Raw genomic sequence first — 19763 nt, 5'->3', positions numbered from 1 at the left:
AATAAAAATTTAAGAAAAGTAATAATTTAGGTTTAATATAAATTTTATAGTTAGTATAAGTTTTGAGTATTGTTGAGTCTTGATTACAGCCTAAAAATATTAAAATGAAGAAATAGAGGAGCATAAATGATAAAAGCACATATTGTTAATCATACACACTGGGACAGAGAGTGGTATTTTACTTCTGGAGATGCATTAGTACTTAGTGAGCAATTATTTACAGATATAATTGATGAGTTAGAGCGTAATCCAGATGTAAGTTTTGTACTTGATGGACAACTTTCTATTTTGGATGATTATACACAAGTACATAAAGAAAAAATAGAAAGTATTAAAAAATTAATAGAAGAAAAAAGATTATATATAGGACCATGGTTTACACAAACAGATGCATTCTTCGCTAGAGGGGAATCTATTTTAAGAAATTTAATGATTGGAATATTTGAAAGTAAAAAGTATGGTGAGTACATGAAAATCGGGTATTTACCAGATACCTTTGGTTTTAATGCACAGATGCCTATTTTATTAAGACATGTAGGGATTGATAATATTTTCTTTTGGAGGGGTATCCACTTAGGAAAGCAAGTTCAATCACCGTATTTTAAATGGAAAAGTTTAAATGGAGAAAAGTATATATATGCTGTAAATATGCCACATGGATATGGAACTGGTATGCTTTTAGAACCTTCACCAAAGTATGTCAATGGACGATTAGACCCCGCTATTGATTTTATTAAATCATATAGTGATGTAGAAGAGGTATTAATACCTTCAGGAAATGACCAATTAAATATAATAGGTGATTTTAAAAATAAAGTTGAAGAGATTAATAATATTGGAAAGTATTCTTATATAACAAGTTCATATCAAGACTTTTTGAAATATGTAAAATCTATAGAATCATTAGAAAGCTACAGAGGTGAATTTAGAGAACCAGTGCTTGCAAGAATACATAAATCAATTGGTTCTAGTAGAATGGATATAAAATTAGCATGTGATAAACTTGAAAATAAATTAATTAAGAGAATAGAGCCATTACTAGTAATTGCTAAAAAGAGTGGAATAGAAATAAGCAATCAATTATTAATAAACACATGGAAAAAGCTTTTAGAGGGGCAAGCTCATGATAGTTTGGCTGGTTGTGTAACTGATACTGTAACAGATGATATTCTTCACCGTATAAGAGAAGCTAATGAAATCTGTGATAGCATTGAAAATACTATTGTAAAGAAAATTTCAGAAGGGCTTAAGTTATCTCAAAATGATATATTAGTGTTTAATTCAGAAGTTAAAAGATTTAATGGATATAAAGAAATACAAGTAGTGAGTGATAGTAAAAATATTTGTTTTAAAGAAAATTTAGATGCTACTATAATTGAAGAAACTTACATACAACCAAGAGAAAATGTATTGGAAGAGACACCTGCTGGTAATATATTTATTGAAGAACCAGGTTATTATATACTAAAAGTAAGAATAAATATACAACTTCCTGCACTTGGTTATAAAGTTATTAGTTTTGAAACAAGTAATAAAGAGATGTTGTCACTTAGTGAGTCTAATGATACCTTTATATCTAACGATAAATACAAGGTAATATATAAAGATGGAAGCTTGGATTTACAACTTAAAGATGGAACTTATATATCAAACTTTTTAACTTTAAAAGATAGCGGAAATGCAGGAGATACTTATGATTTCTCACCATTACAAGACGATGACGAGATAGAACTTTTGTTTAATAGTGTTTCGACAAAAAGAACATTAGGATATGAAAAGATAGTAGTTGAAGGTACAACTTTACTACCACTTACATTGGAAGATAGAAAAGATAAAAATCTCAATGGAAAATTAAATGTAAGAGCTAGCATTATTTTATCAAAAGATAATCCATTGATAGAGGTAAAACTTCATGTCAACAATACAATATGTAATCATAGATTACGTGTTCATGTAAAAACGGATATAAATGATAATAAAAATATAGCATCATTACCATTTGGATATATAACAAGAGAAAATGGGGTTTTAAGTAATTGGGAAAATACTTATAGTGAAATGCCTATAGATTTGGAACCTTTGGAAAGTAATATTACACTTACTAATGATAAGAGAAGTTGTACTGTCTTTACTAGAGGAATAAAGGAGTATCAACATGTCAATGATGAAATAGCGTTGACTTTACTTGCTACTACAGATGAATTAGGAAAACCTGATTTATTATATAGACCAGGACGTGCTTCTGGAGATACCACTAAAAAGGGACATATCAGAATTAAAACTGAAAAGGCACAAATACTTAGAGAAGTAGAGTTTTCATTTGCAATATATATGAGTTCTAAATCTTTTGATGAATCAGAAGTTGCAAGTTTAACTCATAACTATTTGCAAGAATCTATAAATTATCAATTACAGGATTATAACTTCTTTTTATATCGTATAGATAATAAGATTCAAAGGTCAATTGTTGAAAAATCTGTGAACAGAGAGTTAGAGATAATATCTTTACCAGAAAATTATCTTGTATCAGCATGTTATCTTTCTTACTATGATAAAGAGAAGTTTGTAATAAGGTTAGAAAATCCAACAAGTGAGAAGTTGATATTAGATGAGCAAATATTTAAAGATAGAAACGGGAAAATTATAAATGCAATAGAAGAATTAGAGGCACAACAAATATATGAAATAGCACCTTTTGAAGTTATTTCAATATTATTAGATTTATAAGTGTAAAAGTAAGTTTATCATTTAATAATCTGGCAGATAAATATCTGTCAGATTTTTTAATTTGTATAATTTTGGGTAAATATCAAGGTATGGGTTTGATGTTGTATATAGAAATTATTAAAACAGGATAAAGAACTTAGATAAAGAATTATTATATAAGAGCTAAATTTATTTAATATAGTTAACTTTAATTTTATGTAGTTATAAATATTTTATGTAGTTATAAATATGTAGTTACAAAAAAGTACCCAATTGTGATGCATTTATAAAACTGATATAGTAATTATATGAAACCTCAGAAATATTTTAAAACTAAAATATATATTAACAACCTTAAACTAGTAAATCTCAACACATTTGTAGGATTTATAAATTAAATAAAAGCATGTCTTAATAATTAACAAAAAGAAAGAGGAGATAAAATGTACAATATAGATGATATGATATATGACTGTCCAGTAGAGGCATTATCAAGCATATTAGGTAAAAAATGGGTAGCTATAATAATATGGGAGTTACAAAAAGATAAAAAAAGATTTGGAGAATTACAAAGAGCCATTCCAGAATGTAGTAAGAAAATGTTGACTCAACAATTAGATTTTTTAATTGAGCAAGGAATTATAATCAACAATAAAAAATCAATTAATAATATTGTAGAATCAACATATTTTTTAAGTGAGTCAGGGGTACTATTACTTCCTGTTATGGAAAAGATGATTATGTGGAGCAATAATAATTTAAATTGCGATAAGTAAGTTTTTAAATTACTTTTGAATTTACAGTGACTTAATTAGGCTATCGTGAGAATAAAAGTAAAAGCAATAAAAGGACACAATTTTTTATTGTAATAATGTAAATAGAATGAGGAGGAGCTTTAATTTGCAAAATATAAATTTATTTGTGGTATTTATAGAAGGGATATTATCGTTTTTTTCGCCATGTATATTACCAATACTACCTATTTATCTAAGTATACTGTCAAATAGTAGTGTGGAAAATTTAAAAGAAGGAAAAACTAATTTTATAAAAAGTTCTCTATTTAAAAATACTATCTTATTTACTCTAGGAATTTCAACAACCTTTTTTATATTAGGTTCATCAGTAAGAGTATTGAGTATGTTTTTTAATGAGAATAAAGACTTAATAATGTTTATAGGTGGGATTATAATTATTATCATGGGATTGTTTTATATGGGAATAATTAAGTCTTCAATACTAAATAGAGAAAAAAGATTAAATGTAAAGTTTAAAGAAATGAGAGCAATAACAGCATATTTACTTGGATTTACATTTAGTTTTGGGTGGACACCTTGTATTGGGCCAATATTAGCATCTGTATTAGTAATGGTTTCTAGTTCAACTAATCATTTGAATGCAAATCTTTTAATAGTAGTATATACCATTGGATTTATTTTGCCATTTATAATTACAGCTATGTTCTATAGTAAGTTGTTTAAGACTATAGATAAAATAAAATCTAATATGGAAATTATTAAAAAGATAGGTGGAGCTATACTTATAATATCAGGAATATTAATGATGATAAATGGGTTTGAAAGTGTGAGCAAGCATTTTAATGTTCCACAAAAAAATAAAGTTGAAAATAATCAAAGTGTGAATCAAGAAGATAATAAACAAGGAAATTCTAATGGCAATACACAAGAAGAGTCTGGTAACAGAGATAATAAAAAAGAATCTAATAATGAAAATAGTGATAACGGCTCTAATGATGAAGAGAGAATAAAATCTATTGATTTTACTTTAACTGACCAATATGGTAAAACACATAAATTAAGTGATTATGAAGGTAAGGTTGTGTTTTTAAATTTCTGGGCTACATGGTGTCCTCCATGTAAAGAGGAAATGCCTCATATAGAGCAGTTGTACAAGGATTATAAGAAAAATAATGAAGATGTAGTAATTTTAGGTGTAGCATCACCTAATTTAGGTAGAGAAGGTTCAAGAGAACATGTAATTAACTTTTTAAAAGATGAAGGCTATACTTTTCCCGTTGCACTTGATGAAGATGGAGAATTAGCATATCAATATGGAATTAATGCTTTTCCAACTACATTTATAATTGATAAAGAAGGATATGTAACACAGTACATTCCAGGAGCAATGAATAAAGAGACTATGATGTCTTTCATTGAAAATCAAAAAAATAAAAAGTATTAATATAGAAGGTTACAAAAAAGTACCTAATTGTACCACCTAGAAAATCTTGTTATAGTAAGAGTATAAATAACAAAGGAAAGGGTTGAAATTTATATGAAAAAAACATTTGATGCAATAATAATAGGATTTGGAAAAGGTGGAAAGACATTAGCAGGAGATTTAGCTAATAGAGGATTAAAGGTAGCTTTAGTAGAAAAGTCAAATAAAATGTATGGAGGAACATGTATAAATGTAGCATGTATCCCAACTAAAAGCTTAGAAAATTCAGCAAACAATGTAAAAAATATAAACTCTTGGAATGATGCACAAATCGAATATGCAAAAGCTATAGAAAAAAAAGAAACTTTGGTTACAAAGCTTAGAGAAGCTAACTATAATAAATTAAATTCAAATGATAATGTAACTATATTTACAGGAATGGCGACTTTTATTGATGAAAATACAGTAGAAGTAAAAACTGAAAATGAAGTTTATGAATTAGTATCAGAGAATATATTTATCAATACTGGCTCAAAATCATTTATACCTAATATAAAAGGTATTGAAAACAATAAGATAGTATATAATAGTGAATCTCTTATGAATTTAAGAACCTTACCTAAAAAAATGACAATTATAGGTGCTGGGTTTATAGGTTTAGAATTTGCAGGCATCTATAGTTCCTTTGGAACAGAAGTTACAATATTAAATTCAAATAATGGGATTTTACCAAATGAAGATATTGAAGATTCAGAAGAAATAATAAAATTACTTGAAAAGAGAAATGTAAAAATTATAAATAATGCAAAGGTAAAAGAGATTAAGGAAGTTTCTAATTTAGCTACAGTAGAATATGATATAAATAGTGAATTAAAGGAAATAACAAGTGATATAATACTTGTTGCTACAGGTAGAAAAGCAAACACTGAAGGTTTAGGACTTGAAAATGCAGGCATAGAGTTAAATGAAAGAGGATTTATTAAAGTATCAGATAACCTTAAGACTAATAAAAAACACATATGGGCTATAGGAGATATAAATGGAGGTCCTCAATTTACTTATATATCACTAGATGACTATCGTATAATAATCAATCAATTATTTGGAAATAAGACTAGAACGACTAGTAATAGAAAAAATATACCAAATGCTATATTCATAAGTCCAGCATTTTCAAGAGTTGGTCTTAATGTTAAACAAGCAAAGGAAAAAGGATATGATGTATTAGTAGCAAAGATGCCAGTTGAGGCAATTCCAAGAGCTAAACAAATTGGAAAGACAGATGGATTTATAAAAATCGTAATAGATAAAAATTCCAATAAGATACTTGGTGCTAGCATGATATGTGAAGATTCTAGTGAGATTATACATTTAATTCAGTTAGCCGTAGATTTAGAAGTAGAATATACATATTTAAGAGACCGTGTTTATGCACATCCAACTATGACAGAGGCTCTTAATGATGTTTTATCTCCTAATATGATAAAGGAAGTATAGAATAAGTGTAATATATAAATAAAGCCTAAAATTATCATTATAAATAAATTTTAAAGAAAGGATACTATGAGAATTTACTAATAGTATCCTTTCTTTACATTATAAAGTATAAATATAGTAAAAAAGTAATTATTTTGTATTTAAGAGAGTATTAAAAGGTATAATCTAAATATTGAATAATATAAATGGATAAGATAATATTAGCAAACTTCATATTAAGGCGGTGAAATATTCTATGAATAAAATATCTAAAAGGGGTTTTGATGAGAGTGATAAACGATGGTTTTCAAGTAAAGAACTTGTAAGACTTGTAAAGGCTCAAGAAGAAATAGAATGGTTAATAAATAGAGATTATAAAATAGACCCAGTTGTAACTTTTGTGGGAGATAGATATCAGTTTTCAATAAGACAAAGAGATGCACTAAAGAGAGCAGTATGTACTGATGAAAAAAATAGAATAAGACAATCAAAGATACTTTCCTTAGATAAAATAAATGAAGGAAGTATATACATAGATGGTTTTAATTTGATAATAGCTCTAGAAGTAGCATTATCTGGAGGAACTCTAGTCATAGGTAGAGATGGAAATATAAGAGATTTAGCAGGTCTTAGAGGAACATATAAAATTATAGATAAAACAGAAGAAGCTTTAAATCTAATAGGAAAGTTTTTTAATAAATATAAAGCTACAAAAATTAAATTTTACTTAGATGCACCAGTTTCTAATTCTGGAAATCTAAGATATAAGATATTAGAACATGCCAAGGTATGGAAAATTGAAACAGAAGTAGAGCTAGTAAAAAATGCAGATGTTATATTAGAAAAACTTGATAGAGTAGTTAGCAGTGATGCTGTTATAGTTGATAAATGTATAAGTTATTTTAATGTAGCTAGAAGTATAATTGAAGAATATATTAAAGATTGTAATATTGTAAATTTAAATGGATAATAACCTTTAATTATACAGAGTAAGTTTAAAAATAGAAGAACGAATATATATCGAATTTCATAAAGTATTGTAAAAAGACATATGAGAGGATGGGTATGTGTGAAGCTATTTAAAATAAACATTAAAAAATACAGAGCACCTATATATAAATATGCTTTAGTAAATGTAAATTTGAGGTCTGCGAAATCTACAAGTTCAAGTATTATAACTGTAATACCTCAAGGTTCTAAATTAGAGGTTCTAGATGAAGAAGATGATTGGATTAAAGTAATCTACAATTTTCAAGAAGGGTATGTATACAGAGATTTAATATCAGTAAGTGAATATGCTTGGAGTAATTTAAATTTAAGAGAAGATAAGTCTACAACTTCTACTATAATTACAGTAATTCCTGAAAAGTCTAGAGTCGAAGTTCTACAGGTAGAAGGGGACTGGAGTAAAGTTATATATGATGATAAAACAGGTTATGTTTTTAATTATTTCTTGTCAAGTGATGGAAATAAACCTAATGAATTAGATTATAAGTATTTTTACACTGATATGACTAAATTTGTTAATGAAAATAATATTAAAAGTACTAGTGACTATCTAATTACCACAGACCTTAAAAATAAATACACTTATATTTTTAAGAAAGATAATGGTGGTTGGGGGCAATTATATAAATGGGAATGCACTATAGGTAAACCTGAAACTCCAACTATAACAGGTATTTTTTATATAAGTGGGAGAAAACCTTCTTTTGGAACAGATGAGTATTCAGTTAAGTACGCTACTAGAATTAAAGGTGGGTATTATTATCATTCTGTGTTATATAATTCAACAGGAAGTTATATAATAGATGCTAGGCTTGGTGAAGCTCTTAGCCATGGATGTATAAGACTAAGTACAGAAAATGCTAAGTGGATATATGACAATATACCTGACACAACAACAGTTATAATTCATTAAAAATACTATTTATTAATTTTAAAGAGTTTGAAATTAAATTAAAAATATGGATTTAGATAATAAGAGAGTGTCTATAATCAAATAAAAATATTTTGAGACACTCCCTTATAAATATACATAATTAATTTATAAGTGTGATTATATTAAGAGATTTTCTTAAATAATTCTATAATTTTATCCTTATCAAAGAAAACAGGATTGGCTCCAGCACAAGCATCTTTCATAGAATTTTCAGCAAGCAACTCAAAATTAGGATTATCAACACCAACATCTTTTAAAGATTTTGGAATTCCTACTTCTTCTGAAAGAGCTTTTATTTTATCTATTACAAAATCAACACATTCCTTATCTGATTTGTCATGTATATTCATTCCAATAATCTCAGCTATTGGACGGAATTTAGAAGGTGCAGATTTAGCATTTTCTTCTTCAACTATTGGTAGCAACATAGCATTACATACTCCATGAGGTAAATCATATAAACCTCCTAATTGATGAGCCATAGCATGTACATTTCCAAGACCTGCATTGCTAAAAGCAATTCCATTTAGAAAACAAGCATAACACATTTGTTCTCTAGCATCTATATCATTACCATCTTTAACAGCTCTAGGAAGATATTCAAATATCTGCTTTATAGAATATAGCGCAGTTGAATCTGTAACATCATAAGCACCATTAGCCACTACAGCTTCTATAGCATGAGTCAGTGCATCCATACCAGTAGCTGCTGTCAAATTAGCTGGCTTACTAATCATTAATTCTGGGTCATTAACTGTCATTGTAGCTAGTGCATTTGTATCAACCATTATCATTTTTACGTGCCTATCTTCATCCGTTATGACATAATTTATTGTAACTTCAGCTGATGTACCAGCAGTAGTAGTTATAGCAACTATAGGAAGACATTTTTTAGAAGTTTTATTTACACCTTCATAATCTCTAATGTCACCGCCATTGGTAGCCAATATGGAAATAGCTTTACCACAATCTTGTGGAGAACCACCACCTATAGTTATAATGAAGTCGCAATTTTCTGATTTTAATATTTCAAGTCCATTATTGACATTAGTCACAGTTGGATTTGGTTTAACTTCATCATAAATAGCAAAGTTCACACCTATTTGAGACAACATATCTGTTACTTTTTTTACAGTACCATTTGAAGTTAGAAATTTATCGCTAACGATAAATGCTTTTTTAGTGCCTAAGGATTTAATTGAGTCTTTAGATTCAATAAGACACCCTTTTCCAAGTAAGTTTATTGGTGGTACATAATAGATACTCATAGTTAAAATCTCCTTTTTTGAATTAATTTTTATGTACAATATACATACCTACAATAGCCTTATACTAATTCACATATTAGATATTGGTTTTTGAGGTTAAAATATATATCGTGAGTTTTTATATAAGAACTAAGTTCGTAATTACGATTATGATTAGAATTTAACATAGTATTTTTATCATGTCAATAAAAATATTAAAAATAAAAAAGAGCATAAAAAAACAAAGTTGCTGTAATTAAGTCAGCAACTTTGTTTTTATCAATCTAATTTATTATAATGTCTTCATTACGTTCTTCCATCATAGATTGAATATTTTTTTGTGCATTTAGAAGTAATTTTTTTATCAGTTCTATTTTTTCTTCACTAGACCTAAAAAGTGGAAGTGTTACGCTAACAGCGGCCCTTATACATCCGTTTTTTCTTATTGGTACAGCAAGGCATTTTAGGTATTCCATTGATTCTTCACATTCTGAAGCTATTTGAGTTTCACGAACTTCAAGAAGCTGGTCATATAAAATATCAAAGTCAGTAATTGATTTTTTTGTAAATCCTTTTAATCCGTCTGGATATAAATTTATTAGTTTTTCCTTATCAAAATCACATAAAAGTGCTTTACCAAGACCTGTACAATTAGCAGGTATCTTTTTACCAACATAAGAAATAAGTCTAATTGGCTCTGGAGAGTCAACTTTTCCAATATAAAGAACTTCGTTATTGTCGAGTATACCAAGTTGACAAGTTTCAGAACAAGAATTAACTATATTAGTCATTTCATCAATTATGTAGTTAAAAATAGTTCTTTTCTCAAAAAACGAAGACCCCAATGTGTAAGAACGTATACCTATGGAATATTTAGACGTATTTTTATCAATAGTAATGTATTTTCTAGCATTAAGTGTATGAACTATAGGAAAGATACTACTTTTTGGAGCATTGATAGCATCTGCTATTTCTGTAAGAGTATATCCATTCTCAGATTCAGCTAATGCTTCTAAAATATCTAATATCCTAGCTGTTGGGCGATGATTATCTGAAGTCATAAATTTCCCCCTATCTTTGTTAATTTAAAGTGTTAGAATATGTTGATTTTAGCATACTGTGTGATAATTTACAATGTAGAAATAAAATATATGACAGCATGTGCAAATAAGCTTTAATTATAAATATTTATAGATGATTTTTTTGATGAAAATTCATACTAAAAACTTGAAATAATTTCCAAAATATACCTGAGAAAGTGAACTGTATTTAGCTATATAATTTAAGATAAGACAATAATAATCGTATTTTATATAAAAATATCGAAATATTGTGAATTTAGATTATATAAATTGGGATATATAGATGTGAAATGAGAAAAATTACTTTTTATATTTTGCATATAATGAAGATAATTGCTAACTATTGCTATATTATCAGATAATTTGAAAAAATTTTGACAAAAATTTATTTTTTTTATTGACTCATAATTGGGAAAATGCTATCATTAATTCAAAGATTCGTAAATAAAAACTTAGTTCTTAAATACGAACCGAAACGGCCGTTAAAATTAAAGCTAAAAAATTTAATACAAGTAATTAAATATCATGTTTTAGGAGGAGTAACTTTATGATAATGGATTTTATTAAAAAAATTCCTGCAGGTATGATGATAGTTCCAATGTTTATAGCAGCTTTCATTAATACATTTTGCCCAGATATTGTACAAATAGGTTCATTTACAACAGCAGTATTCTCAAGTGTTGGCTCTGCAACTATAATAGGGGTTCAACTAGTATGTCTTGGAACTCAGCTTCAATTTAAAGAAATGCCAAAAGTATTAAAAAGAGGAGGAATACTTCTTGGTTCTAAATTTGCTATAGGTGCTTTAATAGGCATACTTATAGGAAAATTATTTGGAATGGATGGAGTATTAGGTCTTACAACTTTGGCAGTTATAAGTGCAGTTACAAATAGTAATGGTAGTATATATCTTTCATTAATGACTTCATATGGAGATGAAACAGATTGTGCAACTATGAGTTTACTTACTTTGAATGATGGTCCATTTTTTACATTGATAGCTCTTGGGACTTCAGGACTTGCAAATGTTCCATTAATGTCATTATTAGCTGCAATCGTACCAATACTTGTTGGTATGATAATAGGTAATTTTGACAAAAAGATGAAAGAATTTTTAGAACCAGGATGTAATTTATTAGTACCCTTTGTAGGTTTTGCACTTGGAAGTAGCATAAATCTTGCAAGTATATTAAAAGGAGGACTATCTGGAGTATTACTTGGATTAATATCTGTGTTTGTAGGAGGTATATTTATAGTATTCTGTGATAGATTTATAGGTAAACGTCCAGGGTATGCAGGATGGGCTGTAGCTACAACTGCAGGGAATGCAATTGCTGTTCCTGCTGCTGTTGCATTAGTTGACCCAACATGGCAACCATATGTTGCAACAGCTACAACTCAAGTAGCAGCTGCAGTAGTTGTTACTGCAATATTAGTTCCTCTTATAACTAGCTGGTGGGCCAAGAAATATGGATGTCCTAAATTCCCAAAACAAAAAGATGATGGGACAATAGTAGCCTGATGAATACAGATATATAATTGCTAAGATGATTTTGTATATTAATAAAATTATATTATTTATAAAGGAGAATAAAGATAATGATAAATGCAGTGATAATTGATGAAAAAGATAATGTTGCAGTGGCTATTGAGGCAATATCTAAGAATAATGAAATTAATTTTAAATTAAAAGATAAAACGATAAAGACAATAACAGCTTTAGATGATATAACTATTTATCATAAATTGGCTATAAAGGATATGGCTGAGGGAGATAAAGTTACTAAATATGGAGAACACATAGGAGAAGCTAATCAAGAAATAAAAATTGGTCAACATGTACATATTCACAATGTTAAAAGTGTTAGAGAAGATTTAGATAAACAAATTGTATCGAACATATAAAGTAACATTTATAATTCAATAAAAGTTATATTTAGTATTAAATGATTAAAGTGTTTAGTATTAAATGATTAAATAAGTAGGATTATAGTTATCTAATTAGCAATAAGAATAAAATTTATAGTACAAGAAAATCAAATAAAGTATGATAAATAGACTATTTTAGGAGGAAATCAATATGAAATTTTATGGATATAAAAGACCAGATGGAAGAGTTGGCATAAGAAATCACATATTAATATTACCTACAAGTGTGTGTGCATCAGATACAACGAGAATTATAGCCTCACAAGTTCAAGGAGCTGTTACTTTTAATAATCAAAATGGATGTTCTCAAGTAAGTTCAGACCAACAATTAACTATGGATGTTATGGCTGGGTATGCAGCAAATCCTAATGTATATGGTGTGATAGTTGTGTCTTTAGGTTGTGAAAATTGTCAAAATGACTTGGTAGTTGATGCAATAAAAGAGAGAACAAATAAACCAATAAAGACTCTTGTAATACAAGAAGAACATGGAACTTTAAAAACTATAGAAAAAGCTGTTCGTTATGCTAGAGAAATGGCACAAGAAGCTTCTATACTTAGAAAAGAAGAATTCCCAATATCTGAACTTATATTAGGGACTGAATGTGGTGGGTCTGACCCAACAAGTGGGCTAGCTGCTAATCCGCTAATAGGAGAATTAAGTGATAGACTTGTTGATTTAGGGTCTACTTCAATTTTAAGTGAAACTACTGAATTTATAGGAGCAGAACATATATTAGCTAGAAGAGCAGTAAATGAAGAAGTAAAAGAAAAAATACTACATATAGTACATAGATATGAAAATTCATTAAAATTAGTTGGAGAAGAAGTTAGAGAAGGAAATCCATCTCCTGGAAATATAGCTGGTGGACTTACAAGTTTGGAAGAAAAATCACTAGGCTGTATACACAAAGGTGGGCACAGAGTAATAAGTGAAGTATATGATTATGCAAAGCAAATTGATAAGAAGGGTCTTGTAATAATGGATACACCAGGAAATGATGCCTCATCTGTTGCGGGTATGGTTGCAGGAGGCGCTCAAGTAGTAGTATTTAGTACAGGGAGAGGGACTCCATCAGGAAATCCAATAGCTCCAGTAATAAAAATAACTGGAAATAAAATAACTTTTGCAAATATGGAAGATAATATGGATTTTGATGCTAGTCCAGTTATATATGGACCACAGACAATGGAAGAATTGACAGATGATTTATTAAATCTAGTTGTAGATGTAGCAAATGGTAAGCAATCAAAAGCAGAATCACTTGGATATACTGAAATGGCAATAGCTAGAGTGTGTAATTATGTATAAAATATAAGACTTAAAAAAGTATGCACTTAGAATTTTACTAAAGGGTGATAGTATGAAGTTTGTTAGTTTTAGTAGTATAGAAGATACATCTAAAAAGGTAGGAATTCTCTCAAAGGATGAATTGTTTGTTATTGATGTCAATTCCATAAGTCTTAGTAAATTTTTTATAGATGTAAATGATTTAATTCAATGTATATCTCAGGATGATATTATTAAGTTAAAAAATATTATAAGTGAAGAATCATTTAATGACTATAATGTTTTTAAAAAAGAGGAGTGCACTATACATGTTCCTATAGAAAAGCCAATACACGATATTTTATGTGTAGGAGTAAACTATAAAGAACATCTTGAAGAAACTCAAACTCATTTTGATAGTAGCTTTGAAGAACCGGAGAAAACAGTCTATTTTACAAAGCGTGTGACAAAGGCGATAGGTCCAGAAGATGAGATAGATGCTCACTTTGATATAAATAATCAGTTGGATTATGAGGTTGAACTTGGAGTAGTAATAGGTAAAACAGGTGTTAATATAGAAAAAGAAGATGTAGAAGATTATATCTTTGGTTACACTGTGATAAATGATATTTCTGCTAGAAAGTTGCAAAAAGAACATGTTCAATGGTTTAGGGGAAAGGGATTAGATACATTTACATCTTTAGGGCCATGTATCTTACATAAAAGTGCAGTTTCTTTTCCAGTAAAACTTAATGTATATAGTAGAGTAAATGATGAAGAAAGACAAAATTCTAATACAGAGTTATTCATATCAGATATCTCAGATATAATTTCAGAACTTTCAAAAGGGATGACTTTAGAGGCAGGGGATATTATAGCAACTGGAACACCCTCTGGAGTAGGGATGGGGTTTTCTCCTCCTCTATATATGAATAGTGGAGATGTAATTGAATGTGAGATTGAAAGTATTGGAATATTGAAAAATTATGTTAAGTAAATGTTTTATTATATATAATCTTAAAACATAGGCTATAAGCATATTAAATGAACATATCAAAATAAATTTTAGGAGTTTAAATTATGAAAGCAGAATTTTTGACACCAGTTGTTACAATATTTGATGAAGACGGAAATTTAGATAGAGAAGGAAACAAAAAAGTATATGATTACCTTATAGATGGGGGAGTAGATGGTCTAGTTATAATGGGAAGTACTGGAGAGTTCTTTAATATGTCTATGGATATGCAAAAAGAACTTATAGATTTAGTGGTTAATCATGTCGATAAGAGGGTTAAAGTGTTTATAGGTACAAGTCGTATGTGTGCAGATGAGTCTATAGAACTTTCAAATTATGCACATAATAGTGGAGCAGATGGAGTTATGATAATAAGTCCTTATTATTTCTCACTTGATGATGATAGTATTGAACTGTTTTATAGTAAGATAGCTGAGAACACAGATGCTGAAATATACCTATATAATTATCCAGATAGAACTGGTTATGATTTAAGTCCAGAACTTACATTAAAGCTTGCAAGAAAGCATGAAAACATAGTTGGATATAAAGATACAGTAACTTTAATGGGACATACTAGAGATTTAATAAATACTATGAAAACAGAGTTCCCAAACTTTAAGATATACAGTGGATATGATGAAAATTTTATACACAACTTAATGTCTGGAGGAGCAGGATGTATAGGAGGATTATCAAATCTAATTCCAGAAGTATGTTCCAAATGGGCTGAAGCTTATAATAATAAGGATATGGATAAAGTTATCGAAATTCAAAAATATATTAATAAAGCAATGGATTTTTATTTAATAACAAATCCATTTATACCATCAATGAAGAAAGCTATGAATATTAGAGGATTAGAAATAAGTGACTACGTAACTGCTCCATTTATAAAACCAGATGAAAATCAAGTATGTAAAATTAAAACTTTGATGGATGAATTAAATATAAACTAAGAAGATAAAGAGGGTTTTAGATTGATTTTTATAGTCATTTTAAGCCCTCTTTTTGAGTGGATATATTAAATCAACCTTGCAAAGTAATTAACAATAAACTACAATTATCTTAATGAAAAATTAAATGTAAATAATACTAGGGTACTATTTTAGTTTAATAGGGAAAGTGATGTAAATTCACTACAGCCCCCGCTACTGTATACGGATACGAAATCAAATCCACTGAGATTCATAATAATTTTGGGAAGGTTGATGGAGGGAACGCCGTGAGTCAGGAGACCTGCCCAGTATTACATAAATACAATTTAGGGTGGAGATTGTAGTTTATAATAAAATGAGATATCAATTCATTTTTTATAAAATTGATATAGAAGCTTCTCCTTGCTAATTTAGGAGAGGTTTTTTATTTTGCTAAAAAGCTATATTTATAAAATTAATTTTAGTAAAATATTTTTTTGAAAATATGTGTAGCCACTCATAAAAAATAAAATAATGGAGTGAAAGTGATGAAACTTAAATCAAATGTTTTAAAGCAGTTTTTTTTAATTGTAATGGTAGTTTTTTTTGTAGGAGGTACTGTAGGGTGCAGTAAAAAGGATAAAAACAATGAACAAGTTAATAGTGGTGAAAAACTAGAATTAAAATATGCAAGTGGATTTAGTGTTGAGAATTTAGAAGATGGAATTAAAAAGGTTGTTGATGGAGATAATAGAGAACTAATTTTGATTCCTAAAAAGATAAAAATACCTGAAAAATACAAGAATGCAAATATAGTTAGAACACCTGTGGATAATGTATTGATAGCATCTACAACACAAGCTTGTTCTTTAAGGACAATAGGTGAGTTAGATAGTATAAAAGCAGTAACAACAGAAGAACAATATTGGACTATCAAAGAAATTAAAAATTTAATGAAGGATGGTAAGATACATTATGTTGGTTCAAATTTAGCACCAGATTATGAAAAAATAGTAGACTTAAATCCTGACTTGACTATAGTGAGTAGTGGTTTATCAGAAGCGGATACAAAACTTATAGATAAATTAGAAGAATTGGGACTTAACTATGTTGTAGATAATGAATATAAGGAACAAAATCCATTTGGAAGAATGGAGTGGACAAGCTTGATAGCTGCATTTTATGATAAAGAGGATATAGCTACTAGTGAATTAGATAAAACAGTACAAAAAATAGAAGAGGTTAGTAAAAAAATAAAAAACAAAAGTAAGCCTAAAGTTGTATGGGCATCTGTATATGAAGGTAATGCTTATATAGCACCTAAAAATTCATATGTAGATAATATGATAAACATGGCAGGTGGAATAAATGCTTGTGCTTCAATCGATTCAAATGAAGGGCGAGTAAGTATTGAGCAATTACATGAAGTGGCAAAAGATGCAGATATATTTGTATATTCATCAAGTTCAGATTATGCACCAAATTTAGAGTCTATAAAATCTAGTGCACCAGTGTTATCTGATTTAGATGTTGTCAAAAGTGGAAATTTATGGGTGTTTGCTCCGGATTATTATCAATCAGTGGATAAGACAGATGAATTAATAGTGGATTTAGTTGAAATATTTCACCCAGGTACTACAGGTGAAAAGATTAAGCATTATATAAATTATGATAAATAATAAATAAGATTAAATTAACAAGAAAACTTTATAAATTTGAGTTAATCTAGTTTTATTAAGAGGAGTATATAGATGGACTTTACCAATAAAAACAGAATTAAAAAGACTACTATATTTATAACCTTAATTGTAAGTATAATACTTACTTTTTTGATATGTGTAGCATTTGGTTCTGTAAAAATCGAATTTAAAGAAATAATAGATGTTGTATTAAGAGGAATGGATAGTACAGAACACTATAAAATAATTTATAATATAAGGATTCCTAGAGTCCTTGCAACTATGGTGGGAGGTGCATGTTTAGCAGTATCTGGTATTTTACTACAGATATTTTTTAAAAACCCAATAGTTGAAACATATATATTAGGGGTGTCTTCAGGAGCGACTTTATCAGTAGCACTTATGATTTTAGGAGGATATACATTAGGATTTGAAAGTATAAATTCAATGAGTATATTTATAGCAGCATTTGTAGGAGCTTTAATTGTAATGTCTATAGTTATTCTATTTGCCAGCAAAGTAAAAAATATAACAACACTTTTGGTGATAGGAATTATGACTGGCTATGTATGTAGTGGAATTACAAATATATTACAATCATTTGCAAATAATGAAAAATTGAAGGAATTTACTATGTGGTCTATGGGTAGTTTTTCCGGATTTACATGGGAAAAAGTAGAAATACTTATGATAGTTGGGATATTAGGTCTTTTGATGACTATATTCATAATAAAACCTCTAAATGCTTTTTTACTAGGAGAAGAATATGCAAAGAGTATTGGTGTAAATATAAAATTTTTTAGATTTTTGGTAGTATTTATATCTAGTATACTAGCGGCAATAGTATCAGCATTTGCAGGTCCTATAGGATTTATTGGTCTTGCAGTACCACAAATCTCAAAATTGATATTTAAAACATCAGACAATAGAGTATTGATACCAGTAGTAATTCTTTTAGGAAGTATAGTTACAGCTCTTTGTGATTTAGTATCCAGAGTAATTTTGTCACCAATAGAATTACCAATAAGTGCAATAACTTCATTATTAGGTGCTCCAATTGTAATAATGTTATTGATGAAAAGGAAGGATAGGGCTTAGACATGTTGAAAACTAACAATTTAAGTGTTGGATATGATAAAAAAGTGGTTGTAAGTGATATAAACATAGAGGTGAAAAAAGGAGAAATATTATGTCTTTTGGGAAGCAATGGAGCTGGAAAAACTACTATATTAAAGTCTCTATCTAAACTTATAACACCGATAAAAGGTGAAATATATTTAAACGATATGGATATAAGGCATATATCCAGAAAGACATTGTCTAAAATGATGGCTTTAGTACTTACAAATAGATTATTAGGAGATTTAATGACTGTACAAGATGTAGTTAATATGGGGAGATATCCTTATACAGGATTTTTTGGAAATCTCTCTAAAAAAGATTTAATGATGGTGGATGATTCATTAAAATCTGTAAATGCTCTTCATTTAAAAAAAAGATATTTTGATGAACTTAGTGATGGTGAAAAACAAAAAGTCTTGGTTGCAAGAGCATTAGTTCAAGAGCCAGAAATAATCATATTAGATGAACCTACAACCCATTTAGATATAAAGCATAGATTGGAACTTATGAATATACTAAAAAAACTAAGTAAGGAAAAATCAATATCAGTAATACTTTCATTACATGAAATAGATATAGCACTAAAAAGTTGTGATAAGGTTGCTCTTGTAAAAAATAACAAAGTTATAGCTTATGGTCAGCCAGAAGATATGGTAGACGAAAATATGATAAATTCACTCTATGAATTAGAGGATAAAAATTTTAATAGTTTATTAGGTGCAGTAGAAATTAGCAATAAATCAAAAAATGAAGTTTTTATAATTGGTGGAGGCGGTAAAGCAACACCAATCTACAGAGCTTTTACTAAAAGAGGCATAGGTATATATTCTGGCATAATACATGAAAATGATATTGATTATGAAATTGGTAGGACTATGGGCATAAAGTTGTTTACAGAAAAGCCATTTGAGTCAATAAGTGATGAAAGTTTCGATTTGGCTATTAGAAATTTAAATAATTCTAAGATTATAATAGACACAGGATTTAGCGTAGGAGAAACTAATAAAAGAAATATAGATATTATAAAAGAGGCTTTAAAAATAAATAAAAAAGTTTATTCATTTAGAAATAAAAGTGAGAGTAATAAGTATTATAAGAGTCTGAGTAATAATATAGAATATGTAGATAAAGTTTCTAAAATGGTGGATAGTATTGATATAAATAATTTACTGTAAATTGTAACTTATGGCATATTTAGAA

16 protein-coding genes and 1 riboswitch are annotated in these 19763 nt (G+C 28.4%); of the genes, 14 read left to right on the top strand and 2 right to left on the bottom strand.

From position 1 onward, the window contains the following. Window positions 1-126 precede the first annotated feature (126 nt). The 6 genes from IC214_RS04975 to IC214_RS04950 all read left to right on the top strand — a co-directional run bounded on the left by IC214_RS04975 (window position 127) and on the right by IC214_RS04950 (window position 8281). The gene (locus tag IC214_RS04975) at window positions 127-2727 is read left to right on the top strand and encodes a glycoside hydrolase family 38 C-terminal domain-containing protein (protein WP_227866325.1); all 2601 of its coding nucleotides are present in this window, start codon (window positions 127-129) and stop codon (window positions 2725-2727) included. A 422-nt stretch (window positions 2728-3149) separates the two neighbouring features. Next, window positions 3150-3482: a winged helix-turn-helix transcriptional regulator gene (locus IC214_RS04970; RefSeq protein ID WP_227433914.1), complete on the top strand. Its 333-nt coding sequence runs from the start codon at window positions 3150-3152 to the stop codon at window positions 3480-3482. 124 nt (window positions 3483-3606) lie between these two features. Further along, on the top strand, window positions 3607-4905 hold the full coding sequence (locus IC214_RS04965) for a cytochrome c biogenesis protein/redoxin (protein WP_227433915.1): 1299 nt from the start codon (window positions 3607-3609) through the stop codon (window positions 4903-4905). A gap of 93 nt (window positions 4906-4998) precedes the next feature. Next, window positions 4999-6381, top strand: a complete 1383-nt coding sequence (locus tag IC214_RS04960; RefSeq protein WP_227835181.1) for a dihydrolipoyl dehydrogenase family protein — start codon at window positions 4999-5001, stop codon at window positions 6379-6381. 235 nt (window positions 6382-6616) lie between these two features. Further along, on the top strand, window positions 6617-7330 hold the full coding sequence (locus IC214_RS04955) for a DUF434 domain-containing protein (RefSeq protein WP_227866324.1): 714 nt from the start codon (window positions 6617-6619) through the stop codon (window positions 7328-7330). Between the two features lie 81 nt (window positions 7331-7411). After that, window positions 7412-8281 carry a L,D-transpeptidase family protein gene (locus IC214_RS04950; RefSeq protein WP_227835651.1) on the top strand — a complete coding sequence of 290 codons (870 nt, stop codon included), beginning with the start codon at window positions 7412-7414 and terminating at the stop codon, window positions 8279-8281. A 143-nt stretch (window positions 8282-8424) separates the two neighbouring features. Here IC214_RS04950 and IC214_RS04945 read toward each other — a convergent pair whose 3' ends face one another. Together IC214_RS04945 and IC214_RS04940 are read right to left on the bottom strand one after the other, a co-directional pair. Beyond that, window positions 8425-9570: an iron-containing alcohol dehydrogenase gene (locus IC214_RS04945; protein WP_227866323.1), complete on the bottom strand. Its 1146-nt coding sequence runs from the start codon at window positions 9568-9570 to the stop codon at window positions 8425-8427. A gap of 263 nt (window positions 9571-9833) precedes the next feature. Further along, window positions 9834-10610, bottom strand: a complete 777-nt coding sequence (locus IC214_RS04940; RefSeq protein ID WP_227433920.1) for an IclR family transcriptional regulator — start codon at window positions 10608-10610, stop codon at window positions 9834-9836. A 568-nt stretch (window positions 10611-11178) separates the two neighbouring features. On the opposite strand from IC214_RS04940, the gene IC214_RS04935 reads away from it, so the two are divergent. From IC214_RS04935 to IC214_RS04900, 8 genes are all read left to right on the top strand, one after another. Then, window positions 11179-12153 (top strand): 2-keto-3-deoxygluconate permease, encoded by a 975-nt coding sequence (locus tag IC214_RS04935; RefSeq protein ID WP_227482003.1) that lies wholly within the window; start codon window positions 11179-11181, stop codon window positions 12151-12153. 77 nt (window positions 12154-12230) lie between these two features. Further along, window positions 12231-12536, top strand: a complete 306-nt coding sequence (locus tag IC214_RS04930; RefSeq protein WP_227866322.1) for a UxaA family hydrolase — start codon at window positions 12231-12233, stop codon at window positions 12534-12536. Between the two features lie 175 nt (window positions 12537-12711). Continuing rightward, the gene (locus IC214_RS04925) at window positions 12712-13872 is read left to right on the top strand and encodes a UxaA family hydrolase (RefSeq protein WP_227433923.1); all 1161 of its coding nucleotides are present in this window, start codon (window positions 12712-12714) and stop codon (window positions 13870-13872) included. A 52-nt stretch (window positions 13873-13924) separates the two neighbouring features. Continuing rightward, entirely contained in the window at window positions 13925-14827 is a 903-nt protein-coding gene (locus IC214_RS04920; protein ID WP_227866321.1) for a fumarylacetoacetate hydrolase family protein, read from the top strand. 83 nt (window positions 14828-14910) lie between these two features. Next, window positions 14911-15804 carry a dihydrodipicolinate synthase family protein gene (locus IC214_RS04915; RefSeq protein ID WP_227866320.1) on the top strand — a complete coding sequence of 298 codons (894 nt, stop codon included), beginning with the start codon at window positions 14911-14913 and terminating at the stop codon, window positions 15802-15804. 122 nt (window positions 15805-15926) lie between these two features. Continuing rightward, window positions 15927-16107: riboswitch (cobalamin riboswitch) on the top strand. A gap of 203 nt (window positions 16108-16310) precedes the next feature. Next, window positions 16311-17441 (top strand): ABC transporter substrate-binding protein, encoded by a 1131-nt coding sequence (locus IC214_RS04910; protein WP_227866319.1) that lies wholly within the window; start codon window positions 16311-16313, stop codon window positions 17439-17441. Window positions 17442-17513: 72 nt separating this feature from the next. Beyond that, window positions 17514-18539, top strand: coding sequence for an iron ABC transporter permease (locus IC214_RS04905; protein WP_227866318.1), 1026 nt, complete (start codon window positions 17514-17516; stop codon window positions 18537-18539). Window positions 18540-18541: 2 nt separating this feature from the next. Then, window positions 18542-19738, top strand: coding sequence for an ABC transporter ATP-binding protein (locus IC214_RS04900; RefSeq protein WP_227866317.1), 1197 nt, complete (start codon window positions 18542-18544; stop codon window positions 19736-19738). Window positions 19739-19763 lie beyond the last annotated feature (25 nt).

The organism is Clostridioides sp. ES-S-0190-01, assembly GCF_020658275.1.
In the GTDB taxonomy this organism is placed as follows: Bacteria; Bacillota; Clostridia; order Peptostreptococcales; family Peptostreptococcaceae; genus Clostridioides.
The sequence above is the reverse complement of the archived record's forward strand: the minus strand, read 5'-3'. Positions and strand labels throughout refer to the sequence as shown.